We start from the raw sequence: 23,303 nt of genomic DNA on the forward strand, positions 1-23,303 counted from the left end.
GGGGTTTGCAGAGAGCGGCAAGATCGGGACAAGATGTTTCAACCTGACGAAAACGGCGTCTATGCCAGTGTTCATGCCTCGCCAGCGCGACGCATCTTCGCCTATGCAGTACTCTTTGCGCTGGGAATTCTGGTTCTCTACACCGCGCTTGCGCACCCGCCTTCCATTGGATGGCTTGTTTTCTTGCTGGCTTTTGGGATTGGGGCGCTTTGGCTCGCTGAACGACTGCGCCGAGCGACGCTATTGCGCATCGATCTAACGGCGACCGATATCCGCGATAGCGCTGGTACTGTGCTGGCTACAATGGACGAGATTAGGGCGGTCGACCGTGGCGTTTTTGCTTTCAAACCGTCGAATGGCTTTACGTTGGTCATGGATACAAAAATGCCCCGGGGCTGGGCACCGGGGCTTTGGTGGCGTTTGGGTCGCCGTGTTGGTGTCGGTGGCGTCACATCTGCAGGTCAAGCCAAATTCATGGCCGAACAGATTGCCTTTCGGCTAAATCAACGAAGCAATTAGCAGACAGTATCACCGTTATCGAGATCGTTCGGTGTCGGGTCGAAGCAAACGGCCGGCGAATAACGTGGCTTGATGATTGTGAACGTCGTGAACTCAATTTCATCATTTGCATCCGTGCCACCATTCGACAAAGGCCCAAGGAATGCTGTGTTTGCGATGGGGCGGTACATTGTGCTCGTCTCAAGTAGAATACCCACTTCGCCATCGGACATCGGCGGGATCCGGCCATCGTTGAACAACTGATCAAGTTCGTTCTGCGTTAAGTCTTGATTGTAACCACGACGCTCGCCCCAGTTGATTACGACGTCGTTTTGCGCGTCACGAAAACGGAAAATGGTGAGCCTAAAATCAGGGTCGTCATCGACCGATGACAATGTCCTCAGAAGGTTGCGGGTACCATTCAGATATGCTGGCGAAAGCGACTGTTCTTCACGACTGATCATGTCTGCAACAGTCAATGCCGCACGTGTGCTGACTGTCTGTGCCTTGAACGCGTCGAAATAGATCATGGTCGACATCAATGTCCAAAGAAGTATCGGCACTGCAAACAGCAGTTCAATTGAGATGATGCCGTCTTCGTCGCGACGAAAACGGTTCAAAAACTCAGGCGTTCTCATCATTCATCTTCCGCTCTGAATGGTTCAATCACAAAAGCAGCGCTGGTGACGATCGCGTAGGAACGCCCAGCTGCAGCATCGGCATCTTCGACAAGTCGCAGACCGATACCTGTCGTCGGCAGAAAGGGATCGACACGCGCGCAGATCCGCAGATACATCAGTTCGTTGTTGCCAAATTCGTCAAAAAAGATGTCGTCGCCATCGTTCGGATCTTCGCGGTTCACACAGCGCGCTGCGTTGCCGATGGGTTGCCAGTTGCGTACATCGTTGCGCGTCATTTCGATCCGTAGATTCGTTTGGCAATTCGGAATCACTTCGATGATTTCGCAAATACGGTCACGCAGATCGTCGGCATCGGGATCAATCATCGTGCCGACACGCACTTCCCGGACCGCGCGGTCAACGGCGTGCTCAACCATGAACTTGCGCAAGTTGATGATGCCGTTTTCCACGGTCATGAAAAAGATGAACATGAAGACGGGGAACACGAGCACGAAGGAAAGTGTAACGGTCCCGTCTTCGGCCGCGCGGTAGCGACGCCACGCATGTGATATGTGCGCAGCCCATGCCCTCATTGGCTCAACCGCAATGCCGTGATTTGCCGCGCGATGTTCTGGAAGATGTCATCGATCGCTGTTTCTTCAGCATCGAAGTAGTAATTTTCCGTAAACGCGCACTGTTTCATTTGGTTCGCGCCATTGTCCGGAGCGCCCATAGAGATCGTGTATACAACGATGTTGCGGTCGCGCGCGGCAGAACAGATCTGCTGCAGCCAAACATCCTGCTGCGAGGCGTTGTTTGGGTACTCTGTCACACCGCTCCAGCCAGGGCGTAGGCCCTCGGGGTGATCATTCACATTGTTGTACCAATATCTGTAAGGATAATTTGTAAATGTCCGGCGCCAAAATGGATCAGCCCAAGTGTCATCCTTGACATGACGTGTCGCCACGTTTTCACCGTCAGTCATCAGGATGACATACTTTTTGGAATCCTCGGCCGCTGCGGTCTGTTCGTAGTCCAATGGACGGATGCCAGCAAACGCGGGATCAACCCCTGGTACGTTCGCCAAGAGTGAACGCATGGACGGATCAAGCAACGACACACCCCATTTCATGCCAAGGTGAATAGACGTGGTCCGTGTGGGCTGAAGATTACGGATTACCTGTGTGAGTTCAGCAGCATTTTGTGTGAGTGCAATGATACTTGGGTCCCGGTTGTTTACCGGATCCGCTTCAGGGCAGAGAGGACCTGTGAATTCTGATGTCGAACTGCGGTCATCCAGGCGTGCCAACTGGGTGTATGTTCGCTGTGTGTCAAAGACCGTCGTCGCGAATTCAGACGGCAGAATTTCCACGCACCGCCAAGGGTTCGTAACGATGCCGTCGAGCAGCGTGTCGAGATCACCCTGATCGAAGTCGTTGCTGCTGTCGTCTGCGAGATCCTGAAGCGCAGGAATATCAGATGTATCGATTAACTCATCGTTGCTGAGAATACTGTCGGGGGTCGTATTGAGTGCGCGATAAATACCTTCGCCGATATTGACGTTTGCAGAGTATTGCACCAGCGACAATGATATCTCGTCTTGGTATTCGGGGATGAGAAGCGTTGCTACGAAGTTCTCGGCAGCGTCGCGGAGCAAACTCATGCGCGTACCACTTGAACCGTCTACCTGCGAGACACTTGTTCCCATCGAGCCGGAAATATCCAGAACGAGAGAAATCTCAACGTTGCCTGTTCCTTCGATCGCGCGCGCAAAACCAGGCGCGGTCAACTCTTCCAGGCCGATGAACTTCGTGTAGAAGGTGCTCATGTCGAGCTCGGACTCGACCGTTACAGTCCGGCTGCCGGGCGTGTTGTTTATCTGAATCGGCTTTTTTAACGTGTCCTCGAGGCCTTCTGAGCGGAAGTAGCCCCGAATGACCTCCTCACCGTCAAGCTGCTGGTCAAGTTCCGCTGCTGCCAACACGGCACGGTCCGTCACATTCTGCAAAACAACGCGCCGCGATTCAAAGCGCATGAAGTCGACGGCCATGCCACCCATCACCAGCATGAGCACGAGAAGCAGCAGCGTGAGAACGATCACGCCGCCTTCTTCATCGCGTCCAAACTGACGCAGGTATCTTACCCGCAAACTGGGCCGATCGTTGTTCGAGATATGCACAGACATCCGTCTTTTCATCATATTACCCCATGGCAGCGATTTAGCAGCGCAGGCTGAACGCCTAATAATCGTGCAAAACGATGTATCATGAAAACCAGTTTGCTGTGGCAAAAATTAGGCAGCTACCGTGGCGTTACCGCGCTTTGTAACTAAATTGCCAAACATTTTTGCAGTCATACCAATAATTGTTGGTGAAACGGAAACAAATTCATCCTGCGTTCATCTAAAACGGCGGCTAATTCACTCAAATCCTTGCATTTTTTTAGGCAATAACTCGCCGATCATGACGCGATAGAATCGGCATTGCGGCAACTTGAAGGCGAACGACGGGTTTTGAGGTGCGAATCTGTACCTTGATTCTGCCGTTGAAGCCTCACTGTTTCGATCCGGCAGTGATCTGCTACGGCAACTGCATCGTGCCAGCAAAGGTCGTCGGCTATCCGTTGTTTGTCGAAAAGTGACCATGCAAACCACCCTGCGCCCTGTTACGGTCCAGTCAGGCAAGAGGACGGGCAATGCGGTATTCCGGCTTTCGGGTGATCAAAGAGGGGCTGTTCGGCCAGAAGGGGTGGCAACAAGCCTGGCGTGATCCAGAGCCAAAGGCCGAGTATGACGCCGTCATCATCGGCGGCGGCGGGCATGGGCTGGCGACAGCCTATTACCTCGCCAAGGAGCATGGGCTGACGAATATAGCGGTACTCGAAAAGAGCTATATCGGTGGCGGCAATGTGGGGCGAAACACGACCATCGTGCGCGCCAACTATTTTCTGCCGGGCAACTCCGAATTCTATTCCCATTCTCTGAAACTATGGGAAGGGATGGAGCAGGACCTGAACTATAACGCCATGCATTCTCAGCGTGGCATCATCAACCTGTTCCACTCTGACGCGCAGCGCGATGCTTTTGCGCGACGGGGCAACGCGATGATCAATCAGGGTGACGACGCGATCCTGCTCGACACCGCCGGCGTGCGCCGCATACTGCCCTATCTCGACTTCGACAATCTGCGGTTCCCGATCTATGGGGGCCTCTATCATCCGCGCGGTGGCACGGCCCGGCACGATGCGGTGGCCTGGGGCTATGCGCGGGGCGCGGATCAGCGCGGCGTCGATATCATCCAGAATTGCGAGGTCACCGGCATTGATATCGAAGGTGGCGTGGTCAAGGGCGTTCAAACAACGCGCGGTGCGATCCGGGCCAAGAAGGTGGGCATTGTCGTCGCGGGCCGGTCCGGTCAGGTGGCAGCGATGGCGGGCATGCGGCTGCCGATTGAAAGCCATGTGCTGCAGGCCTTTGTCACCGAAGGGCTGAAACCGGTCATCGACCATGTGGTGACCTTTGGCATGGGGCATTTCTATATCAGTCAGTCTGACAAGGGCGGGCTGGTTTTTGGTGGTGATCTCGATTTCTACGCCTCGTACGCGGCACGTGGGAACCTGCCGATGAAGGAACATGTGATGGAAGCGGCCATGACCCTGATGCCCATGATTGGCAAGGCGCGGGTGCTGCGGTCCTGGGGTGGGATCATGGATATGACGCCGGATGGCTCGCCCATCATCGACAAGACCCACATCGATGGGCTCTTTATCGATTGCGGCTGGTGTTATGGCGGGTTCAAGGCGGTGCCCGGCTCTGGCTTCAGCTTCGCGCATCTGATGGCGACGGGGCAGCATCATGAACCGGCGGCGCGTTTCCGGCTCGATCGGTTCCGCACAGGGGGGGGGCTATTGGATGAAGAGGGCACCGGCTCTCAGCACAATTTGCACTAGGGACAGACATGCGGATCAAATGCCCCAATTGCGGTGAACGCGACCGGCGGGAATTCTACTATGTCGGTAATGCGATTGCTTTGCAGCGGCCCACGGTTGATGCCGGCGCGGAGGCTTGGGATGACTATCTGCACAACCGCGACAATCCGGCGGGCCGCACCCGCGACCTGTGGTGTCACGAAGGTGGCTGTGGCGCCTGGCTTGTGGTTGAGCGCGATACCGTGACGCATGAAATCCATGATGTGCAACTGGCCGAGAAGGTTGCGCGATGAGATTACAGAAACCCGAAAAGACAGTGACCTTCACCTTTGATGGCCGACCCGTCAAGGGCGTGCCGGGAGAGCCTGTTGCCGCAGCACTTCTCGCCAACGGCATCAAGCTGGTGGCGCGCTCATTCAAGTATCACCGCCCGCGCGGGATCATGTCGGCGGGATCAGAAGAGCCGAATGCGCTGGTGACCGCAGGCCGCGGTGCCGCACAGGAACCGAATGTACGGGCGACCACCCTGGAGGTATCGGAAGGGTTGGAGGTGTTCAGCCAGAATGCCTGGCCCAGCCTGCGCTATGACCTGATGGCGGTGAATGACCTGTTATCGCCATTCCTAGCAGCGGGCTTTTACTACAAGACATTCATGTGGCCGCGCGCGTTTTGGGAGAAGCTCTACGAGCCCGTTATTCGCCGATCGGCGGGTCTGGGCGCGCTGAGCGGCGAGAGTAACGCGGATCACTATGAAAAGGCGTTCGCTTTTTGTGATGTACTGGTTATCGGTGGTGGCCCCGCAGGCCTGATGGCCGCGCTGACCGCCGGGCGCGCTGGTGCCGATGTGATCCTGGTTGACGAGGACACGGCACCTGGCGGACGGCTTTTGCGCGAGGTGGAGGATGTTGGCGGCAAGCCCGGTGCCGACTGGGTTGCCGATGTCCTCGCGGCACTTTCGACGCTGCCGAATGTTCGCATCATGACACGCACAACTGTGACGGGAGCCTATGATCAGGGCACCTATGGCGCGCTTGAGCGTGTTGCGGGGCCGTCTGATGAAGGGAAACCGCAGGTCTGTTTCTGGCGCATTGTGGCCAAACATGCGATCTTGTGTGCTGGTGCGCTTGAGCGCCCCATTGCCTTTCCCAACAATGACCGGCCCGGGATCATGATGGCAAGCGCCGTGCGGTCTTATGTCAACCGCTGGGGGGTCGTGCCGGGGCGGCGCGTTGCGGTCTTTGGTAACAATGATGACGCCCACCGCACCGCGCGCGATCTGGATGCCGCCGGCATACGCGTGGTTGCCTTGATCGACAGTCGAGGGGACGTGAAAGTCGAAGGCGATTTTCCGGTCTATACAGGTGCAACGGTTGTAGCGACAAAAGGGCGGCATGCGCTTGAAAGCATTACAATTTCGCAGGCGAGTGGTACACGCAGGATACTGACCGATTGCCTCGCCGTCTCAGGCGGTTGGAACCCGACCTTGCACCTGACCTGCCATATGAACGGGCGGCCAGTATGGGATGAGAGCATTGCATCTTTTGTCCCAACGCCCGACAGTATTCCCGGAATGCTCACCGCGGGTGCCTGTCGCGGGACATTCAGCACCGCAGGCTGTCTGAAGGAGGGGGCTGAGGCAGGCTCAGAAGCTGCGAGTGAACTGGGGTTCAAGCCCAAGGTTGATCTTCCGGCTGCAGATGATGATGCCTATGCGATCAGCCCGCTTTGGGCGGTGCCGGGCAAGGGGCGGAAATGGATCGATTTCCAGAACGATGTCCATGTCAAGGACATCAAGCTGGCCGCGCAAGAGAACTATCGCTCTGTCGAGCATATGAAACGCTACACAACCCAGGGTATGGCGCCGGATCAGGGGAAGTCGTCGAATGTTGTCGCCTTGGCGGTGCTCGCCGACGCAACCGGGCGCGGCATCCCCGAGACTGGCACGACCACATTCCGCCCACCATATGTACCGGTCCCGATTGCCGCGATGGGCGCGGGCGGCCAGGGCAAGGGTTTTGCGCCGGAGCGGCTGACAACCTCGCATGCCGCGAGTGTTGCCCAAGGCGCGCCGATGATTGAAGCCGGGCTGTGGTATCGGCCAAGCTATTTCCCACAGCCGGGAGAAACGCATTGGCGCGAATCCTGCGACCGCGAAGTGGGCTACGTGCGGAATGCCGTTGGCATTTGTGATGTTTCTACGCTGGGTAAAATCGACATTCAGGGGCCGGATGCCGCGGCCCTTTTGGATTTCGTCTATGCCAACACGTTCTCGACGCTGAAGGTGGGGCGTGTCCGCTATGGTTTGATGCTGCGCGAAGATGGGCATGTCATGGATGACGGCACGACCGCGCGGCTGGGCGAGCAGCATTTTGTCATGACGACCACGACAGCGGCTGCAGGACAAGTCATGCGCCATCTGGAATTTGTGCTGCAGGTTTTGCGCCCCGACCTGAATGCGCGCGTGATCTCGGTGACGGAGCAATGGGCGCAGTTTGCGGTCGCAGGGCCGCGCGCGCGGGATTTGCTCAACACTTTAGTGGATCAGTCCATCGGAGACGACGATTGGCCCTTTATGGCGTGTGGCGCCATTGCGGTTGGCGGGGTGCAGGGGCGGCTCTTCCGGATCTCGTTCTCTGGCGAACATGCCTATGAGATCGCCGTACCTTCCCGCTATGGCGAAAGCCTGTTCCGGCTGCTGAGCGCGCAAGCGCAGAGCATGGGCGGCGGTGTTTACGGGATGGAGGCGCTGAATGTGCTGCGCATTGAAAAAGGCTTCATCACCCATGCGGAAATCCATGGGCGCACGACGGCCTTTGATATCGGCATGGACAGGATGATCAGCCGCAAGAAGGATTGCATCGGGCAGGCCGCCGCTGCGCGCCCCGGTCTGATTGATCCGGCCCGCGAACAGCTTGTCGGGCTCAAGCCGATCACGCCGTCCGAGCCACTGATGGCAGGCGGGCATCTGTTCCAGCAGAGCGCACGCGCGATCCGGATTAATAGTGAGGGGTATCTGACCTCGGTCTGCTACTCTCCGACGCTGGAGACGCATCTGGGCCTGGGCTTCCTGTCCCACGGGCGCAGCCGCCATGGCGAGACGGTGCGCATGGTCGATCACCTGCGTGAGGTTGAGACGCTGGCGGAGGTCTGTGATCCGGTCTTCTTTGACCCCAGTGGAGGGCGCGCACGTGGTTAGTTTGATTGCGAAAACCCCGTGTGACACGCGGTTGCCGCTGGCCGTTGGCGGCGTTGAGATCTCCGAAGTTGTCGCCGACACCATCACATCCGTCGCGCCTTTTGCGGGACAGGAGGCCCCTGTTTCCAATCAACTCAAATCGCAGGTCGGGGCGCTACTTACGTCAGTTAATCAACGCGCTGGCCCCGTTTTGTGGTTCGGTCACAATCAATGGCTGGTTATGGCTGCAGTCACGCTGGATGGAGCGGCGGTGACGGATCAAACGGATGCCTGGGCCATCGTGACGATTTCGGGCGAAGATGCGGAGGATGTCCTTGCGCGGCTTGTCCCCATCGATCTGCGCGGGGCGCATTTCAGCGAAGGTCAGATCGCCCGCACTCTTTTGGGGCATATGCATGTGGCGATCAGCCGAACCGGAAAGCACGCGTTCGAGATCATGGCTATGCGATCCATGGCTGGCACGCTGGTGCATGAGCTGGAAATCGCAGCACGCGGGGTTGCGGCGCGCCGCGGGTGACACAATATGATCGCCGATAGTGTCGGCACCACAATTGTTGTACAACTCACTCCACCATGAGTCTCCCACCCGGTTTTCTTGATGAATTGCGCTCTCGGCTGTCCTTAGGGCAGGTCGCGGGGCGCAAGGTGATATGGGACAGCCGCAAGTCCAACCAGGCCAAGGGCGATCTATGGGCGCCATGCCCGTTTCATCAGGAAAAGACGGCGAGTTTTCACGTCGATGACCGGAAAGGCTACTACTACTGCTTTGGCTGCCACGCGAAGGGTGACGCGATCACCTTTGTGCGTGAGACCGAGAATGTGGACTTCATGGAAGCCGTGAAAATCCTCGCCGCCGAGGCAGGTATGCAAATGCCTGAACGCGACCCACAAGCCCAGGCCAAGGCGGATCACCGCACGATGCTGGCTGAGGTGATGGAACAGGCGGTTAAATGGCATCAATTGCAATTGCAGACGAGCGCGGCGTCCGAGGCGCGCGCTTATCTTGTGCGGCGTGGTTTGAACGCAGAGGCACAAGCGCGCTGGCAGATTGGCTTTGCCCCGGCGCAGGGTGGGGTGCTAGCTGCGTTGACAGGCAAAGGCGTGCCGCGGGAACATGTGATCGCTGCGGGTCTTGCCGCTGAAAGCGACCGGGGTGGTGCGCCTTATGACCGGTTCCGGGGGCGGATCATGTTCCCGATCCGCGACGCAAGGGGCCGTGCCATTGGTTTTGGCGGTCGCGCGATGGATCCCAACCACCCGGCGAAATACTACAACTCGCCTGAAACGCCGCTCTTCGATAAGGGCCGTAGCCTCTACAACCACGGCCCCGCGCGCGCGGCAGCTGGCAAGGAAGCACCGCTGATCGTGGCCGAAGGCTATATGGATGTGATCGCGCTCTCCGAGGCGGGCTTTCCCGCCACTGTTGCCCCTTTGGGCACAGCGATCACCGAGGATCAGCTACGCCTGCTTTGGCGGATGGCGGATGAGCCGATCATCGCGCTTGATGGCGATACGGCGGGTCTGCGCGCGGCGATGCGGGTGATCGATATCGCGCTGCCCATGCTTGAGGCGGGCAAATCCTTGCGCTTTGCGCTGATGCCGGAGGGGCTCGACCCCGATGACCTGATCAAGAGCCAGGGTGCAGCGGCCATGCACAAGCTGCTTGATCAAGCGATCCCGCTTGTCGCGCTGTTGTGGCGGCGCGAGACTGAAGGGCGCAGCTTTGACAGCCCTGAGCGCAAGGCCGCGCTGGAAAAAGCGCTGCGCGACCGAACGACGCTGATCAAGGACCCGTCGATCCGCGCCTACTATGACCAGACGCTCAAGGACATGCGCTGGGCGCTCTTTGCTCGTCCGAAGACAGGACCCGCGCGCGCGAAAAACGGATATGGCGCGGGGCGTGATCCTTGGAAAAAGACGATCCAACCTGCCGCCAGCAGCAAGGCATCGGCGTTGGGAACAGGCGCTGCCAGCGAAGACCATCTGCGCGAGGCCGTGATCCTCGCCACGCTGATCTTCAACCCCGATGTTGCGCCGGAATTTGAAACCGCAATTGAACAACTCGACAGCGCTGACCCATTGCATGCGGATGTTCAGCGTTTGATCCTGCGGCATATGGGCACAGCGGATCTGCAAGCCCATGTCAAAGAGGCCCTTGGAGCGGCGCCTCTTGAAAAACTCCTGGCGCAGAACCATGTGCGCATCAGTCCGGGCGTGCGACGTGCGGGAGATGCGGAAATCGCGCGCCAGTGTCTGGCAGAAGAATTCGCCAAGATCGTCGCGCGGCGCGGGCAGGTGCGCGAGATCGAAGATGCGGTTGATGACCTCTCTGGCATTGCAGATGAAGGGGTTACGTGGCGACTTGCACAAGCCTCTGCCGCCGTTGACCGGGCAGGGCGGGGCGATAACGAAGATAAGGCCGAATACGCTGTGGGCGAAAACGGCGCTCGGATGAAAAAGGAAGAGCGGAGTGCATTCGACCAGCTCTTGGGCGAGATCGATTTTGCCAAAAAGACGGCTCGCCCTAAGTCATAACGTAAGCAACACAACGTAAAAAGCGATCGCCACCTTCTTGCGAATCACCTGAATGATAGGTTGATTCGTCTTTAATCGAATCAGCCGAATCATTTCGGCGCTGCAGATCACCTGAATGAGAGGCCACGCATGGCAAAAGACACCGACGATCGCAAAGACGGCGACCAGGACGGCGATATCAGCCTTGATATGAGCCAGACCGCGGTCAAAAAGATGATCGCCGACGCGCGGGAACGCGGTTACATCACCTATGATCAGTTGAACGCGGTGCTGCCGCCCGATCAGGTGTCGTCGGATCAGATCGAAGATGTGATGTCGATGCTGTCCGAAATGGGCATTCAGGTGACCGAGGAAGAAGAATCCGAGGAAACCGAAGACGAGAATAAAGGCAGTACCGAGGTTGCCACTGTCGCGGGATCACGCGAAGTGGCGCTGGGCGGGGCCGAGCAGGAAAAGCTCGACCGTACCGATGACCCGGTGCGGATGTATCTGCGCGAGATGGGGTCGGTTGAACTCCTCAGCCGAGAGGGCGAGATTGCCATCGCAAAGCGGATCGAGGCGGGTCGGAATACGATGATCCTCGGTCTTTGCGAAAGCCCACTGACCTTCCAGGCGATCACGATCTGGCGCGACGAGCTTTTGAACGAAGACATCCTACTGCGCGATGTTATCGATCTGGAAACCACGTTTGGTAACCAGATGGGCGAGGATGGCGAGGAAGAAGCGGTTGTCGCCCCCGTTACTGGCGCCGCACCCGCACCCGCCGCGAAAGAGGAAGAAGCGCAAGAGCTTGATGCCGACGGCAATCCGATTGCCAAGGATGAAGACGACGATGACGACGATCAGGCCAATATGTCTTTGGCCGCGATGGAGGCGGCGCTAAAGCCGCGCGTGCTGGAGACGCTCGAAATCATCGCCCGCGACTTTGCCGACCTGTCCGATATGCAGGACGCGCGGATGTCGGCCACGCTGAACGAGGATTCATCGTTCACCGACAAGCAGGAAAAGAAATACCAGCAACTGCGCTCAGAAATCGTCGAGTTGGTGAATTCGCTACACCTGCATAACAACCGGATCGAGGCGCTGATCGACCAGCTTTACGGGATCAACCGCCGGATCATGTCGATTGATTCCAGCATGGTGAAGCTTGCTGATCAGGCCCGGATCAACCGTCGTGAGTTCATCGATGCCTACCGTGGGCGCGAGTTGGACCCCAACTGGCTGGACGAAATGTCCGAGAAGACGGGGCGCGGCTGGCAGATGCTGATCGAACGCTCGACCGCCAAGATCGAAGAACTGCGCAGCGATATGGCGCAGGTCGGTCAGTATGTCGGCGTCGATATCACCGAATTCCGCCGCATCGTCCAACAGGTTCAAAAGGGCGAGAAAGAGGCGCGGCAAGCCAAAAAGGAAATGGTCGAGGCGAACCTGCGCCTGGTGATTTCGATTGCGAAAAAGTACACGAACCGCGGCCTACAATTCCTTGATCTTATTCAGGAAGGCAACATCGGCCTGATGAAGGCGGTCGACAAATTCGAATATCGCCGCGGCTACAAATTCTCGACCTATGCGACCTGGTGGATCCGTCAGGCCATCACCCGGTCCATTGCCGACCAAGCCCGCACGATCCGTATCCCCGTCCACATGATCGAGACGATCAACAAGCTGGTGCGCACCGGGCGCCAGATGCTGCACGAGATTGGTCGCGAACCGACACCAGAGGAATTGGCAGAGAAGCTGCAGATGCCTTTGGAAAAGGTCCGCAAGGTGATGAAGATCGCCAAGGAGCCAATTTCCTTGGAAACGCCGATTGGTGATGAAGAGGACAGCCAGCTTGGCGATTTCATCGAAGACAAGAACGCCATCCTGCCGCTCGACTCGGCCATTCAGGAGAACCTGAAGGAGACAACAACGCGTGTTCTGGCCTCGCTGACGCCGCGGGAGGAGCGGGTGCTGCGCATGCGTTTCGGCATCGGTATGAACACCGACCACACGCTGGAAGAAGTTGGTCAGCAATTCAGCGTGACCCGCGAACGTATCCGCCAGATCGAGGCGAAGGCGCTGCGGAAGCTGAAACATCCCAGCCGGTCACGCAAGCTGCGGTCGTTCCTCGATCAATAGGCTGATCTGATAATCTGACAGGGGCGCGACCGGACAGTCGCGCCTTTTTTCATTCGGCCGCGATGATCGCGCCCACCTCTTGCCCGGTGACAATGCCATTCGTGGTGTGGTTGATATTGATATTGCCTACCAACTCATCACCGTCACTGCCGACAATCAAGCCGGAATAGACCCCATCCTCTGCGCCTGCTGCGCTGGTGGAGAACCCGCCGCCACCAGTCGTGCCCGCAAAGGCGCCATTTGTCAGTGCGGTAGAATCGAGGAACAGCGTGTCCAACGGGCGCGTCTCGGTCTCATCCAGTTCGCTGGCACGTCTGATCGAGATGTTTCCCGAGATGTTGCCATCATCAAAGTGTGCGACCAGTTGTGCGACACCCGTGACCGTATGGGTGATATCTCCCGTTCCCGTGTCGCGTAGAATGCCGACATAGTCGCCGTCATAGACCAACCGTCCGGCGGTTGGCACTGTCGTGTCCTCCAATCGCGCCGCAAAAGCGCCTGTCAGGGCGGCACTGCCGTCAGAGTAGATCGCGACTTCGCCATCTCCGGAGGCCGTGACGCCCCGGATGGCGAGAATGCTGTCCATATCATCCGAATAAGCGACGAAGCTGGCAGGCACAGAGATGGACGTGTTGGTTGTCGGCGAAAGTGCGTCATCGCCTGCGATGCTGATTGTGTTGTCGGCCTCGTCAAACGCAAAATCATCTTCTGGCGTACCTGTGAGTGCCGATGTTGCTGCGGCAAGCTCTTCGATGCTGCTTGTGTCTTCTTCACTGTTAGTGCCGCTGCAGGCCGCGAGCGTAACCAAGACGGTCATGCTGAGAGAGATCGAGCGCATGTTACGAAGTCCCTTCTATTCATTCTCATGGGAACACATGGCCTTCCCAGTTTTTCTTCACGCGTGAAATCATCGATGCCGTACTTGGGCCACGGCCGATGAGCATCACGTTGTCTCGCGGCGCCGCGGGAATGCCGCTTTTGCCGGTTGCCATATTCCTGTAACTTGCGGCGAAACGATTGTTGGATCGGGATGGGGGATCGCGTCATGTCACTGCTTTCACGCCTATTTGGTGGGGGTCAGGCCAAAACGACCGCTGATGTCAGGGAGACTTATCAGGACATGCAAATCCTGCCGGAGCCTATGGCCGAAGGTAATGTCTATCGTCTTCGCGCGCGCATAACCCAGGACAAAGACGGTCAGAGCAATGAGCATGTTCTGATCCGTGCGGACACTTTTCAGGACCGTGACGCGGCCATCGCTGCGGCGATCACAAAGGCCAAGCAGATGATAGACGAACAGGGCGAACGCTTGTTTGACTAGTGCAACCCGTTGAAGGGCAATGGCGCAAAACCTCAGACCGCCATTATCTTGAGTTCCTGCAATCCAGGACACAACCGACCGATTTGGCGGTGGACCCGTTTGAGGCAGTCGCCTCACGTCCGACTACAAACACCGACGGCAGTATAGCTTGCCTGCAGCAAAGCCCCCAGATGCGCGTCGCTGATACCCGCCTGCATCGCGATACCGCGCCAATCCGGTTCAATTGCAGCCCCTTCGACAGGGTGGGCCACGATGCCCGCCAGAACAATACTCGCAGCGGCAAGATCAGTGGCATGCCCGCGCGACATCTCTTGCGCCAGACAGGTGCAGCCTTGGGCGACGCTGACTTGGGGCGCAAAGTCGTGTTCATGAAGATCCAGCGTCTGCGCGCATTGATTGGCAAAGCTGTTCGCTGCATGGGTCAACGTTGGAAGCACCGCAGCTTCGGCCCTGCCGCCATCCCATTGGGTCAATAGATTCAGGCCCAAACCTGCCAATAAAGTTGCGGTCATAACTGACCGGATAAGATACCGCATAAGACGCTCCACTCAAAAATTTTGCACCAACTACGCATCAAATTTGGTTGGAATAAGGTCCTAAATTGACTTGTTTTCGAATTGGTTAACGGAATTGAGGCAATTGAAACAAAACCTCACATCCGCTGATGTGCGTTTACAAACGGGTGAGGTTGCGTTTCAGCACATTGATTTCAAGGGCATCGCTGTCATCTGTGAGACATCGAAAGGACCCCGCGATGACCCGTCTTTCAATCTCATTCGCTGCCGCATTGTTAACAATGACGTTAACACCAACCGCTCATGCCTACGGCACTGATCCGTCTGCGGACGCCTTGCAGGACATTCTGCAGATTGGTCTTGAATTGCCATCTCAGGTCAAAGCCGAGGGAACTTGCCAGATGAAGCTCACACCGGCCATGGCACAGATGCTTGCGTTGCCTGCCGATTGGCGCGGTGACGCGCAGAATGACCAAGTGGATGTGGCATGTAGCGGGGCGCAGTAAGTATCTTGCGCTCGGGGCTTGAGTTGCGCAGTGTCGGCCCATGCAGACACGTTTTGATATCGCGACAAACGGCCCGGGGCTTTATGAGTTTACCACACATTTGCGCCATTGGGTGACAGGGACGGGCCTGTTGACGGTTTCCGTGCAGCACACTTCTGCCAGCCTTTTGATTCAGGAAAATGCCGACCCGGATGTGCAGGTAGATCTGCAGAACTATTTCGTGCGTCTGGTGCCGCGCGCAACCGATCCGTCAATGGACTATCTAACCCACACTGCGGAGGGGCCGGATGATATGCCCGCGCATATCAAGGCGGCGTTGCTGCCCACGCACCTGTCGATCCCGGTGACAGACGGCCAACTGGCTTTGGGGACCTGGCAGGGTGTTTATCTGTTCGAACATCGCGACAAACCTCAACAACGCCAGATCGTCGTACATCTGAGCCCCTGACATGGTGACTGGAGTTCAGGCACAAGAGTTCCACGAAACCTCTATGCAGTCTATGGGCGCATCTTAGATGCGTTTGCATCTTGTCATGCTTCTTTGCCTGAGCACTGGTGCTGCTCATGCAGGTTGCGCGACAGGGCTCACTACCTTTCTGACTTGCGAGGTTGGTGCAAAGCGCAAGGCGCTTGATGTCTGCTACGACGATCAGATCGTGACATACAGCTTTGGTCCCGTTGGCGCGCCGGAACTTCTGCTGACAGAGACGGTCGCCAACATCGACTACACACCATGGCCCGGCGTGGGCCGCGCGATCTGGGAAAATGTGACGTTTCAGAACGGAGATTACGGGTACACGGTCTTCGCCGGTTTTGAACGGCTCTTTGGTGAAATGAGCGATGCTGATCTTCCCGATCCACATTTTGGCGGCGTGGTTGTGAGGCGCGCAGGCACGACAATTGCCGAACTGGAATGCACCGCAGGCACCGTTGAAGCACCGTGGGATGATGCGCTTTTTCGTGCGAAAGAGGCGACGGGTCAAACCTACGACCATAGCCGTCGCATCTGGCTCTATCGGGAATAGGGCGAGTCCTCGGCGCAACGGTCATCGCCCATCATCTTGCGGCTTGATTTGCCCACTACCCAAGACCGGGGGGTGCCCCTATAGTGCCTGTGAAAAAGGGGGCGCCGATCACAAGGCATAGACCCCGGCACAGGTAAACAAGGACAAGATATGCGTTGCCCCTTTTGTGGAAATGTCGATACCCAAGTCAAAGACAGCCGCCCAGCCGAAGACCATGTGGCCATCCGGCGGCGGCGGTTCTGCCCAGCCTGTGGCGGGCGGTTCACCACATATGAACGGGTGCAATTGCGCGATCTGGTTGTGATCAAATCCAACGGGCGGCGCGAGGATTTCGACCGGCCAAAGCTAGAACGCTCGATCCGGATTGCGCTGCAAAAGCGCCCCGTTGAGCCCGAGCGGATGGATCAGATGATCAGCGGCATTGTGCGGCGGCTTGAGAGTATGGGCGAGACCGATATCCCCTCTGGCACAATCGGTGAGATCGTGATGGAAAGCCTCGCGCGTATCGATACGGTGGCCTATGTGCGGTTCGCCAGTGTGTACAAGAATTTCCAGGCGGCAGACGATTTCGATAAATTTGTCAGTGAGTTGCGCCCAGAAGCGCCCAAAGACGAAGGGTGACCGGCACCAGCGATGAACGCTTCATGGCGCTTGCCCTGATGCTGGGGCGGCGCGGCATGGGGCGTGTCTGGCCAAACCCTGCGGTGGGCTGCGTGATTGTCAAGGAAGGGCGGATCATCGCGCGTGCGCATACCGCTGTTGGCGGGCGCCCGCATGCAGAGGCGATCGCATTGGCGCAAGCGGGTGAGCGAGCCGCCGGTGCCACTGTGTATGTCACGCTTGAGCCTTGTGCCCATTATGGCAAGACGCCGCCCTGCACGCTGGCGTTGATCAAGGCGCAGGTCGCCCGTGTCGTCATTGCGATTGGTGACCCTGACCCACGCGTGTCGGGCCGTGGCATTGCGATGCTTGAAGAAGCTGGCATCGAGGTGACACAGAATGTCCTCGCTGAAGAGGCTCGTCGCGACCATGCTGGCTTTCTCTTGCGCCTGCAGGAGGGGCGGCCTTTCTTGACGCTGAAGCTTGCTGGCACGCTTGACGGGCGCATCGCGACCGCGACCGGTGAAAGCCAGTGGATCACGGGGCCTGAAGCGCGGCGCGCGGTCCATATGATGCGCGCCCGCCACGATGCGGTGATGGTGGGCGCCGGCACTGTGCGGGCTGACAACCCGTCCCTGACCGCGCGCGGGCTCGGCCTCAACCATCAGCCGGTCCGTGTCGTGGTCTCACGGGCGTTGAAAATCCCACTGCACAGCAATCTGGCCGAGAGTGCGGGCGATGTGCCGGTCTGGCTGTGCCATGGGCCGGAGGCACAGGCTGACGCCTGGGTCGCGACGGGCGCGCGGAGTTTGCCCTGCAGTATCAACGCGGGCCAGGTTGATCCGCATGCGATGATGCAGGAATTAGGCAAGGCGGGGCTCACGCGGGTCTTCTGCGAAGGTGGCGGAATGCTGGCGGCCTCGCTTTTGCATGCAGGTCTGGTGGATGAACTGGTGGTATTCTCCGCAGGCATGGCCATCGGGGCAGAGGGGACGCCCGCTCTGGCGGCCATGGGGGTTGACCGTTTGCAGAATGCGCCGCGTTTCGAATTGCATGATGTGCAGGCAATTGGTGCCGATATCTGCCATACTTGGCGTCGCAAAAGCGCGGCAGATTAGGCGAGGTCATCGCCAGAGATATGCAAAGCTGGCCAGCGCGCCCTGCAGTTTTGCAACAGTCCGGTTCATGCGACCCGGCCGAGGGACATCGTCATTCTCCAGCCGATCCACAATCACCTCAACCGGGCAGGCAAGGCCCGTTACTGGATCGTAGTACCGCGGGTAGCTGATCAATGTGGCATGCACCAATCCAGCCAGGTCAACCCGCGCTGTGCGGCGCGGAATCGGCATCGCCCGGTCATCCGTCAGTCCCCAATGCGCATAAAAGGGAGAGCCAAGACAGGTCACGCGCTTGCCGCGCAGCAGCGCCTCAAATCCCAAAAGCGAGGTCATCGTCCAGACCTCATCTACCTGTGACAGGGCCGCAATCGGGTCCGTCCGGTAAAGAATAGCATCAGCAATGCTGTCCGCATCAGGGACGGTGCCCGGGCGCAAACCAATCTCCACATCCGGGTGGGGCTTGTAGGCGATCACAGCTGCAGGGTTTGCTGCGCGCACCGCTTGCAGCAAATCCCGGTTGGTCTTGATATCGGTTGTGCCGAGCCGGATTGAAGCGTCATCCTCTACCTGACCCGGCACAAGGATGCGACGACCCGGTGGCAGCGTTTCAAGGTCCGCCTGATCCGACAGGTTGTATTTGGAAAGGCCAGCCTCCACAATCCGCGCGATTAAGGCCTCGGCCCGCATGCGCGCACCGGCTTCAAGCTGATCGCTTGCATTGATCAGCGTCTCAAGCCTGCTGGGGCGGGTGGCATCATAATAGATGCCAAGATCATCCAGAACGAGGCTGAGCGGGGCAATCAGATCGGCGCCCAACCCCTTTGAACGCAAGAACCCGTCCTCTACCAGAACCGGCCCTTCTCGCGTCGCCTTGCTCGCCCATTGCATGATGCGGCAGCCCGTTGCCTTGGCTGCCGCTTCCGCCTGCGCGGGTTTCGCAAACTGCACGCGCTTTGGCCCGCCAAACACCTTTTGCAGCGGTGCCCGCTTCCAGATGCGCATATCGACAGCGACCCAGCCCAGGTAATCGTCACGCCAAGCGCGGGCAAGTTCGGTTAGCGTTGCTGCCGCCTCTTCAAAGCTACAGAGCCGGTCGTGAAATGGATCGTACCAGGTTGGGTAAAGGATCATGGCCGCCGCAAAGAGCTGCGCCTGTGTCAGTTTGCGCTGACGACGTTGTAGGGGTTTGCGGTCATCCGTCAGGCCCCAGCCCATGTAGAACGGCTGGCCGAAGACGACCGGGCGATGACCGGCCAGGATCGCCTCAAAACCCATCTGCGAACTGACGGTGTAGACGGCAATCGCCCCTTCCATCAGCGACCACGGCGATACTGGCGCATCACAAAGGCTGATCAGCCCCGTCACATCCTCTTTGGTGAAATACCCGTCCCGGTGGCCTGCCCTCGTCTCGGGATGTGTTTTGATCACGATCCGTGCGCCGGGATGCTCTGTCATCGCGTAAAAAAGCATCTCGCGAAACGTGTTGCTGTCCGCGCCGCTCGCTTTGATGGACGCATCTTTCCGGGTTTGGTCGATCACCAGAACGTAGCCGGGCGCCGGAAGTTCCAGCATGGGATCAAAGGCGTTGTACTTTGACAAATGCGCGCTCTTCAGCGCCGCGATCCCCGCCTTGGCCCGGTTCAACAGGGCCGTGTCATCAAGCGGGTTTTCCGTCAGCAGCGTTTCCAAGTCCGACGGTGTCTCTGGGTCGAAATGCACGCCGCGTCTGTCGATGTTGAGCCCAATGGGAACATCCCCGTCGCGCCCTAACCTCACGGAACGGAGAAAGCTGTCTTCAACACGCACCACGGGTGCTGCACGCTTTGCGGCCACGGCCTCACCCCGTTGGGCGGTGGGGCTCCGGCCCCAGACGCCGACCATATCACCTTCCCCCGGTGCGCCCAGGCGAATGTCGTAACCAGCCAGATCAAGGATCCGGCGCACGCGCCGCTCGGTCAGGAAGCCACCGTTATAGACGTAGAGTGGTTGGCGTGCTGTCTCGGTCATGGCCGCAAGCTATGCGAGGGCTTGCCGGATAGCCAGCCGAGCCTTATTTGACCACGCGCACGGCCTGGGCAGCGCCAAGTGTCGGTGACAGGCGTGCATCATAGGGATCATCTGCAGCGAGCATCATGTCCGGCAATTGACGCAACAATTGGCCACGCCCGCGCGCCGAATAATAGCCACCTGGGACCTGGCTCGTCTCCAGCAGGAATTGTCGAAATGCACGATAGGCCGCCGTGTCGGGCTTTTGAGGGCGTGAGAAGAATGCGGGCAGGGGCTGTTCGGACACAAATTCGGGTTTTGCATAAATGGCCGTTCCAAACAGGCGCAGTGGAATGCCACGCCAGAGCGCCTGCTGCCCGGATGTCGAGTTTACAGTGACCGCGGTTTGCGCATGATCAAGAATATGGGCCAGCTTGCCGCCGCGCAGATAATGCACGCGATCGCTGATGCCACATGCTTTTGCACGGTCCCTAATCAGGCGGCGCAAGGGTGATTGGCCGCTTTCAAGGGGGTGCGCCTTGAACACGAGATGATGGTGACGCGGCGCCCCTTTGGCGAACCCGTCAATCACCACATCCAGAAAGTCGCGCATGGACTCAAAAGGCGAATGCGCCTGAAAGCTGGCGTCATGTTCCAACTGAAGCAGCGCCAGGTGATAGGGGTAGCCACCGCGCAAGACCCGCCTTGTGGTGATCATCCGCCCGAGCGCGAGGAATGGCATCAAGGCGAGGCGCCTAGAATAAAGCAGGGCCTCGCGCCGTACCGGCAATGCCCGATGCGGTTTGAAAGCGGGATAGCGCCCGTTCCGAAACATCACGAACCAATGATAAGCAGCACCCCAAAACACATGCTGGCGCATGTCGCCCCAATGGGACGGTGGGGTCGGGATCTCGACACCATCTGTCGCCAGCATCTCTGCCACCGACAGGTCAATCAAGCGGGAATGACCGTTGCTGCCGTCGCGTTCATAGGTCACCCAGTAGGGCCGCAGATACCCTTCCTCAAAAACGTGCACACGCAAACCTGCCGCTTTCGCTTGACGCACGGCCTCGGCATGGACGGGCCTTGTGTCCCCATAAACCACGATGTCGGTGATTTGGCGTTCACGCAACAGTGCCGCCAAGGCGTCGGGCCAGTCCGATGGTTGGCCCTGAAAAGGAATGTATCCGGGTTCAGGCCACCAGAACGCAGCGTCGCCTGCATTAAAGCCCACACGCCACACTTTGGCGCCTGCCTTGCGCAGCATGTGTCCCAGTTTGCGATAGAAAGGCCCATGAGGACCTTGCAGGAACAAAAAGGTGCGTCGGTTACTCATCAGCGCAGTCTGCCAGTGGGTCGCTTGTTTTTTGTTAACACCTCATGGTGGCGTCAGAAAAGCCGCCTGACAAGACCGGGCGCTTGCCTGCGCGGGTTCCAGCCGTTAGGTCATCGCGAGGCCATCGAAAAGGGATGAGGCATGTTCACCGGGATCGTCACGGATATCGGCACTATTCTGCAACTGGAGCAGCGAGGTGACCTGCGCGCGCGGATTGGCACGGGTTATGACGTGGATGGGATCGATATTGGTGCATCCATTGCCTGCAACGGCGTTTGCCTGACCGTGATTGCGCTGGGGCGGGAGCCACAGAATTGGTTCGATGTGGAGATGTCGGCCGAAACCGTCAGCGCGACCAATGTCAGCAACTGGGGTGTCGGCAAACGGCTGAACCTGGAACGCGCGCTGAAGGTCGGCGATGAACTGGGTGGGCATATCGTCTCTGGCCATGTCGACGGCGTGGCCGAAGTTGTCGGCATGCGCGATGAAGGCGACAGCACCCGCGTCACCTTCCGCGCGCCCGACGCGCTCGCCAAATTCATCGCGCCTAAAGGGTCGGTGGCACTGGATGGGACGTCCCTGACGGTCAACGAGGTCGATGGCCGTAATTTCGGGATCAACTTCATCCCTCATACAAAGGCGGCGACGACTTGGGGCGACGTCGCGGTTGGTGATCTGATCAACCTCGAAATCGACACAATGGCACGCTACGTGGCGCGGCTGCGCGAATACGGGTGAAATCGCTCGTAATTCAATCCATTGAGCATGCGACCGGCGACCGCTGCGTTGACATCATCCGCCTTCCAGATGGGCAATTCACCTTCCGCGAATGCCGCCACGACCCAGAGGACAGCCATGGCTGGCGCCATCTTTCAGGTGCGCAACCCGCGACATTTGACACTGCGGAAGCCGCGCGCGCAGCGGCTTTGGCAGAGATCGGGTGGATGCAGACCGATCGTGATGGCGGCATGTAAGGGACGCCGTTTCCGGTCCATACAGATTTAGACCTAACACCGCCTAGGTCGCAACAAACAGCGGCAGCCTTTCCTTGGGCACAAACCAGAAATTGTCGTCTGCCGAATGCCCGAGGGCTTCCAATGTGGTTGCCTCGGCCTTGGCGTGATGAAAGCCAGAAGCATGTTGCGCAAGGACCTCATAGTCCATCTCTGCAAAGAAGCCGATAAGATCTTGCAGGCGTGTGCCAAACCGGTCGAAGACGTGATTGATCTCGCAGATTACGACCGGTTTCGAGATGCTGAGCGTCTCGGCAAAACCTTTCAATGCGGGCAGCTCCATGCCTTCGATATCGATCTTGACCCAACTTGGCACAGGCAGCCCCTTGTCACGTCGAAAATCATCCAGTCTGACGCAATCTACTTCCACGTCACCTGATGCACTGAGATGGTTTGACGACCTCTTTCCAGACGTCATGCGCACTCTGTCGGCTTGCTCACCCACCGCAACGGCATAAACCTGCTCCGTTGGCATATCGTTCAGTTTCAGGTTCAATAGCAACTCTGTTGGCTGTGGTTCAAAAGATACGACCGTAAGCCCATGGACCTGGTGCTGTGTCGTAATCGTGAAGACGCCACCATGGGCGCCGATGTCGTAGAACACGTCGTCCGGTCGCAATCGTTCAATCAATGCTGATCGTGTGGCCGTTTCATCAGCCTCAGTGAAATCCAAGTTTCCTGTCGCACCAAAACGTCGAAGGTCGTAGTGAAAATGACTACCCTCAAAGTCGACCGATATCCGGGATTTTTGCGTGGTGTAAGCGGTTCCAACCCCGTAGGCGCGCAGCAATGTGCGATGCAAAAACAACAGGCTGGCATTGAGGACCCGAAAGCTTATCTCCTTGATCCGCATATGATCTCCCAAGTGGAAAATGAGTTTGCGACAAAAATCTGTCCCATCAGCAAGCGTCAGAACGGGGGATTGCGCAATGAAGAACCGGTGCAAACCTTGCAAAAATAGGGCAAAAGGGTGAGATTTTCTGATC

General features: G+C 58.2%; 24 protein-coding genes. 16 read left to right on the forward strand and 8 right to left on the reverse strand.

Translation table 11 applies throughout. The features are described from left to right. Nucleotides 1-33: 33 nt before the first annotated feature. Nucleotides 34-519, forward strand: coding sequence for a hypothetical protein (locus SLH47_RS18665; RefSeq protein WP_320241610.1), 486 nt, complete (start codon nt 34-36; stop codon nt 517-519). Here SLH47_RS18665 and SLH47_RS18670 read toward each other — a convergent pair. From SLH47_RS18670 to SLH47_RS18680, 3 genes are read right to left on the reverse strand one after another with little or no spacing between them, the layout of a single operon-like run. Further along, complete coding sequence (locus SLH47_RS18670; RefSeq protein ID WP_320241611.1) at nt 516-1,136, reverse strand: hypothetical protein; 621 nt, start codon at nt 1,134-1,136, stop codon at nt 516-518. The genes SLH47_RS18665 and SLH47_RS18670 overlap by 4 nt on opposite strands. Then, nucleotides 1,136-1,711 carry a TadE family protein gene (locus tag SLH47_RS18675; protein ID WP_320241613.1) on the reverse strand — a complete coding sequence of 192 codons (576 nt, stop codon included), beginning with the start codon at nt 1,709-1,711 and terminating at the stop codon, nt 1,136-1,138. The genes SLH47_RS18670 and SLH47_RS18675 overlap by 1 nt, the downstream gene beginning before the upstream one ends. Beyond that, a complete protein-coding gene (locus SLH47_RS18680) occupies nt 1,708-3,315 on the reverse strand; it encodes a Tad domain-containing protein (RefSeq protein ID WP_320241614.1) in 1,608 nt (535 codons plus the stop codon). The genes SLH47_RS18675 and SLH47_RS18680 overlap by 4 nt, the downstream gene beginning before the upstream one ends. Before the next feature lie 497 nt (nt 3,316-3,812). On the opposite strand from SLH47_RS18680, the gene SLH47_RS18685 reads away from it, so the two are divergent. The 6 genes from SLH47_RS18685 to rpoD all read left to right on the forward strand — a co-directional run bounded on the left by SLH47_RS18685 (nt 3,813) and on the right by rpoD (nt 12,897). Further along, nucleotides 3,813-5,066 carry a sarcosine oxidase subunit beta family protein gene (locus SLH47_RS18685; protein ID WP_320241615.1) on the forward strand — a complete coding sequence of 418 codons (1,254 nt, stop codon included), beginning with the start codon at nt 3,813-3,815 and terminating at the stop codon, nt 5,064-5,066. Between the two features lie 8 nt (nt 5,067-5,074). After that, a complete protein-coding gene (locus SLH47_RS18690) occupies nt 5,075-5,338 on the forward strand; it encodes a sarcosine oxidase subunit delta (protein WP_320241617.1) in 264 nt (87 codons plus the stop codon). Next, nucleotides 5,335-8,241 (forward strand): sarcosine oxidase subunit alpha family protein, encoded by a 2,907-nt coding sequence (locus tag SLH47_RS18695; protein WP_320241619.1) that lies wholly within the window; start codon nt 5,335-5,337, stop codon nt 8,239-8,241. The genes SLH47_RS18690 and SLH47_RS18695 overlap by 4 nt, the downstream gene beginning before the upstream one ends. Then, the gene (locus SLH47_RS18700) at nt 8,234-8,758 is read left to right on the forward strand and encodes a sarcosine oxidase subunit gamma (RefSeq protein WP_320241621.1); all 525 of its coding nucleotides are present in this window, start codon (nt 8,234-8,236) and stop codon (nt 8,756-8,758) included. The genes SLH47_RS18695 and SLH47_RS18700 overlap by 8 nt, the downstream gene beginning before the upstream one ends. Nucleotides 8,759-8,814: 56 nt before the next feature. Continuing rightward, nucleotides 8,815-10,776 carry a DNA primase gene (dnaG, locus tag SLH47_RS18705; RefSeq protein WP_320241622.1) on the forward strand — a complete coding sequence of 654 codons (1,962 nt, stop codon included), beginning with the start codon at nt 8,815-8,817 and terminating at the stop codon, nt 10,774-10,776. A gap of 129 nt (nt 10,777-10,905) precedes the next feature. After that, nucleotides 10,906-12,897 (forward strand): RNA polymerase sigma factor RpoD, encoded by a 1,992-nt coding sequence (gene rpoD / locus SLH47_RS18710; protein ID WP_320241623.1) that lies wholly within the window; start codon nt 10,906-10,908, stop codon nt 12,895-12,897. Nucleotides 12,898-12,946: 49 nt separating this feature from the next. Here rpoD and SLH47_RS18715 read toward each other — a convergent pair whose 3' ends face one another. Continuing rightward, on the reverse strand, nt 12,947-13,735 hold the full coding sequence (locus tag SLH47_RS18715) for a hypothetical protein (RefSeq protein ID WP_320241625.1): 789 nt from the start codon (nt 13,733-13,735) through the stop codon (nt 12,947-12,949). A 207-nt stretch (nt 13,736-13,942) separates the two neighbouring features. Here SLH47_RS18715 and SLH47_RS18720 point away from each other — a divergent pair, with 207 nt between their 5' ends. Further along, a complete protein-coding gene (locus SLH47_RS18720; protein WP_320241627.1) occupies nt 13,943-14,218 on the forward strand; it encodes an HlyU family transcriptional regulator in 276 nt (91 codons plus the stop codon). A gap of 113 nt (nt 14,219-14,331) precedes the next feature. Here the strand turns inward: SLH47_RS18720 and SLH47_RS18725 are convergent, their stop codons facing one another. Beyond that, nucleotides 14,332-14,754, reverse strand: coding sequence for a hypothetical protein (locus SLH47_RS18725; protein WP_320241629.1), 423 nt, complete (start codon nt 14,752-14,754; stop codon nt 14,332-14,334). A 218-nt stretch (nt 14,755-14,972) separates the two neighbouring features. On the opposite strand from SLH47_RS18725, the gene SLH47_RS18730 reads away from it, so the two are divergent. The 5 genes from SLH47_RS18730 to ribD all read left to right on the forward strand — a co-directional run bounded on the left by SLH47_RS18730 (nt 14,973) and on the right by ribD (nt 17,982). Beyond that, nucleotides 14,973-15,239 carry a hypothetical protein gene (locus tag SLH47_RS18730; RefSeq protein ID WP_320241631.1) on the forward strand — a complete coding sequence of 89 codons (267 nt, stop codon included), beginning with the start codon at nt 14,973-14,975 and terminating at the stop codon, nt 15,237-15,239. A 40-nt stretch (nt 15,240-15,279) separates the two neighbouring features. Next, the gene (locus SLH47_RS18735) at nt 15,280-15,687 is read left to right on the forward strand and encodes a secondary thiamine-phosphate synthase enzyme YjbQ (RefSeq protein ID WP_320241633.1); all 408 of its coding nucleotides are present in this window, start codon (nt 15,280-15,282) and stop codon (nt 15,685-15,687) included. Nucleotides 15,688-15,772: 85 nt separating this feature from the next. Next, nucleotides 15,773-16,264, forward strand: coding sequence for a hypothetical protein (locus tag SLH47_RS18740; protein ID WP_320241635.1), 492 nt, complete (start codon nt 15,773-15,775; stop codon nt 16,262-16,264). 150 nt (nt 16,265-16,414) lie between these two features. Next, on the forward strand, nt 16,415-16,885 hold the full coding sequence (gene nrdR / locus SLH47_RS18745; protein WP_320241636.1) for a transcriptional regulator NrdR: 471 nt from the start codon (nt 16,415-16,417) through the stop codon (nt 16,883-16,885). Continuing rightward, a complete protein-coding gene (ribD, locus tag SLH47_RS18750) occupies nt 16,882-17,982 on the forward strand; it encodes a bifunctional diaminohydroxyphosphoribosylaminopyrimidine deaminase/5-amino-6-(5-phosphoribosylamino)uracil reductase RibD (RefSeq protein ID WP_320241638.1) in 1,101 nt (366 codons plus the stop codon). The genes nrdR and ribD overlap by 4 nt, the downstream gene beginning before the upstream one ends. A gap of 6 nt (nt 17,983-17,988) precedes the next feature. Here ribD and SLH47_RS18755 read toward each other — a convergent pair whose 3' ends face one another. Continuing rightward, on the reverse strand, nt 17,989-19,989 hold the full coding sequence (locus tag SLH47_RS18755) for a capsular polysaccharide biosynthesis protein (protein ID WP_320241641.1): 2,001 nt from the start codon (nt 19,987-19,989) through the stop codon (nt 17,989-17,991). A gap of 43 nt (nt 19,990-20,032) precedes the next feature. After that, nucleotides 20,033-21,304 carry a capsular biosynthesis protein gene (locus tag SLH47_RS18760; RefSeq protein ID WP_320241642.1) on the reverse strand — a complete coding sequence of 424 codons (1,272 nt, stop codon included), beginning with the start codon at nt 21,302-21,304 and terminating at the stop codon, nt 20,033-20,035. 141 nt (nt 21,305-21,445) lie between these two features. Here SLH47_RS18760 and SLH47_RS18765 point away from each other — a divergent pair, with 141 nt between their 5' ends. Both SLH47_RS18765 and SLH47_RS18770 read left to right on the forward strand, forming a co-directional pair. Then, complete coding sequence (locus SLH47_RS18765) at nt 21,446-22,042, forward strand: riboflavin synthase (protein ID WP_320241644.1); 597 nt, start codon at nt 21,446-21,448, stop codon at nt 22,040-22,042. Beyond that, entirely contained in the window at nt 22,039-22,278 is a 240-nt protein-coding gene (locus SLH47_RS18770) for a hypothetical protein (protein WP_320241646.1), read from the forward strand. The genes SLH47_RS18765 and SLH47_RS18770 overlap by 4 nt, the downstream gene beginning before the upstream one ends. Before the next feature lie 43 nt (nt 22,279-22,321). Here SLH47_RS18770 and SLH47_RS18775 read toward each other — a convergent pair whose 3' ends face one another. Then, nucleotides 22,322-22,990, reverse strand: a complete 669-nt coding sequence (locus SLH47_RS18775) for an FkbM family methyltransferase (protein WP_320241648.1) — start codon at nt 22,988-22,990, stop codon at nt 22,322-22,324. A gap of 39 nt (nt 22,991-23,029) precedes the next feature. On the opposite strand from SLH47_RS18775, the gene SLH47_RS18780 reads away from it, so the two are divergent. Further along, nucleotides 23,030-23,278: a hypothetical protein gene (locus tag SLH47_RS18780; RefSeq protein ID WP_320241650.1), complete on the forward strand. Its 249-nt coding sequence runs from the start codon at nt 23,030-23,032 to the stop codon at nt 23,276-23,278. Nucleotides 23,279-23,303: the final 25 nt, after the last annotated feature.

This window comes from Cognatiyoonia sp. IB215182 (assembly GCF_033963905.1).
Lineage (GTDB): Bacteria > Pseudomonadota > Alphaproteobacteria > Rhodobacterales > Rhodobacteraceae > Yoonia.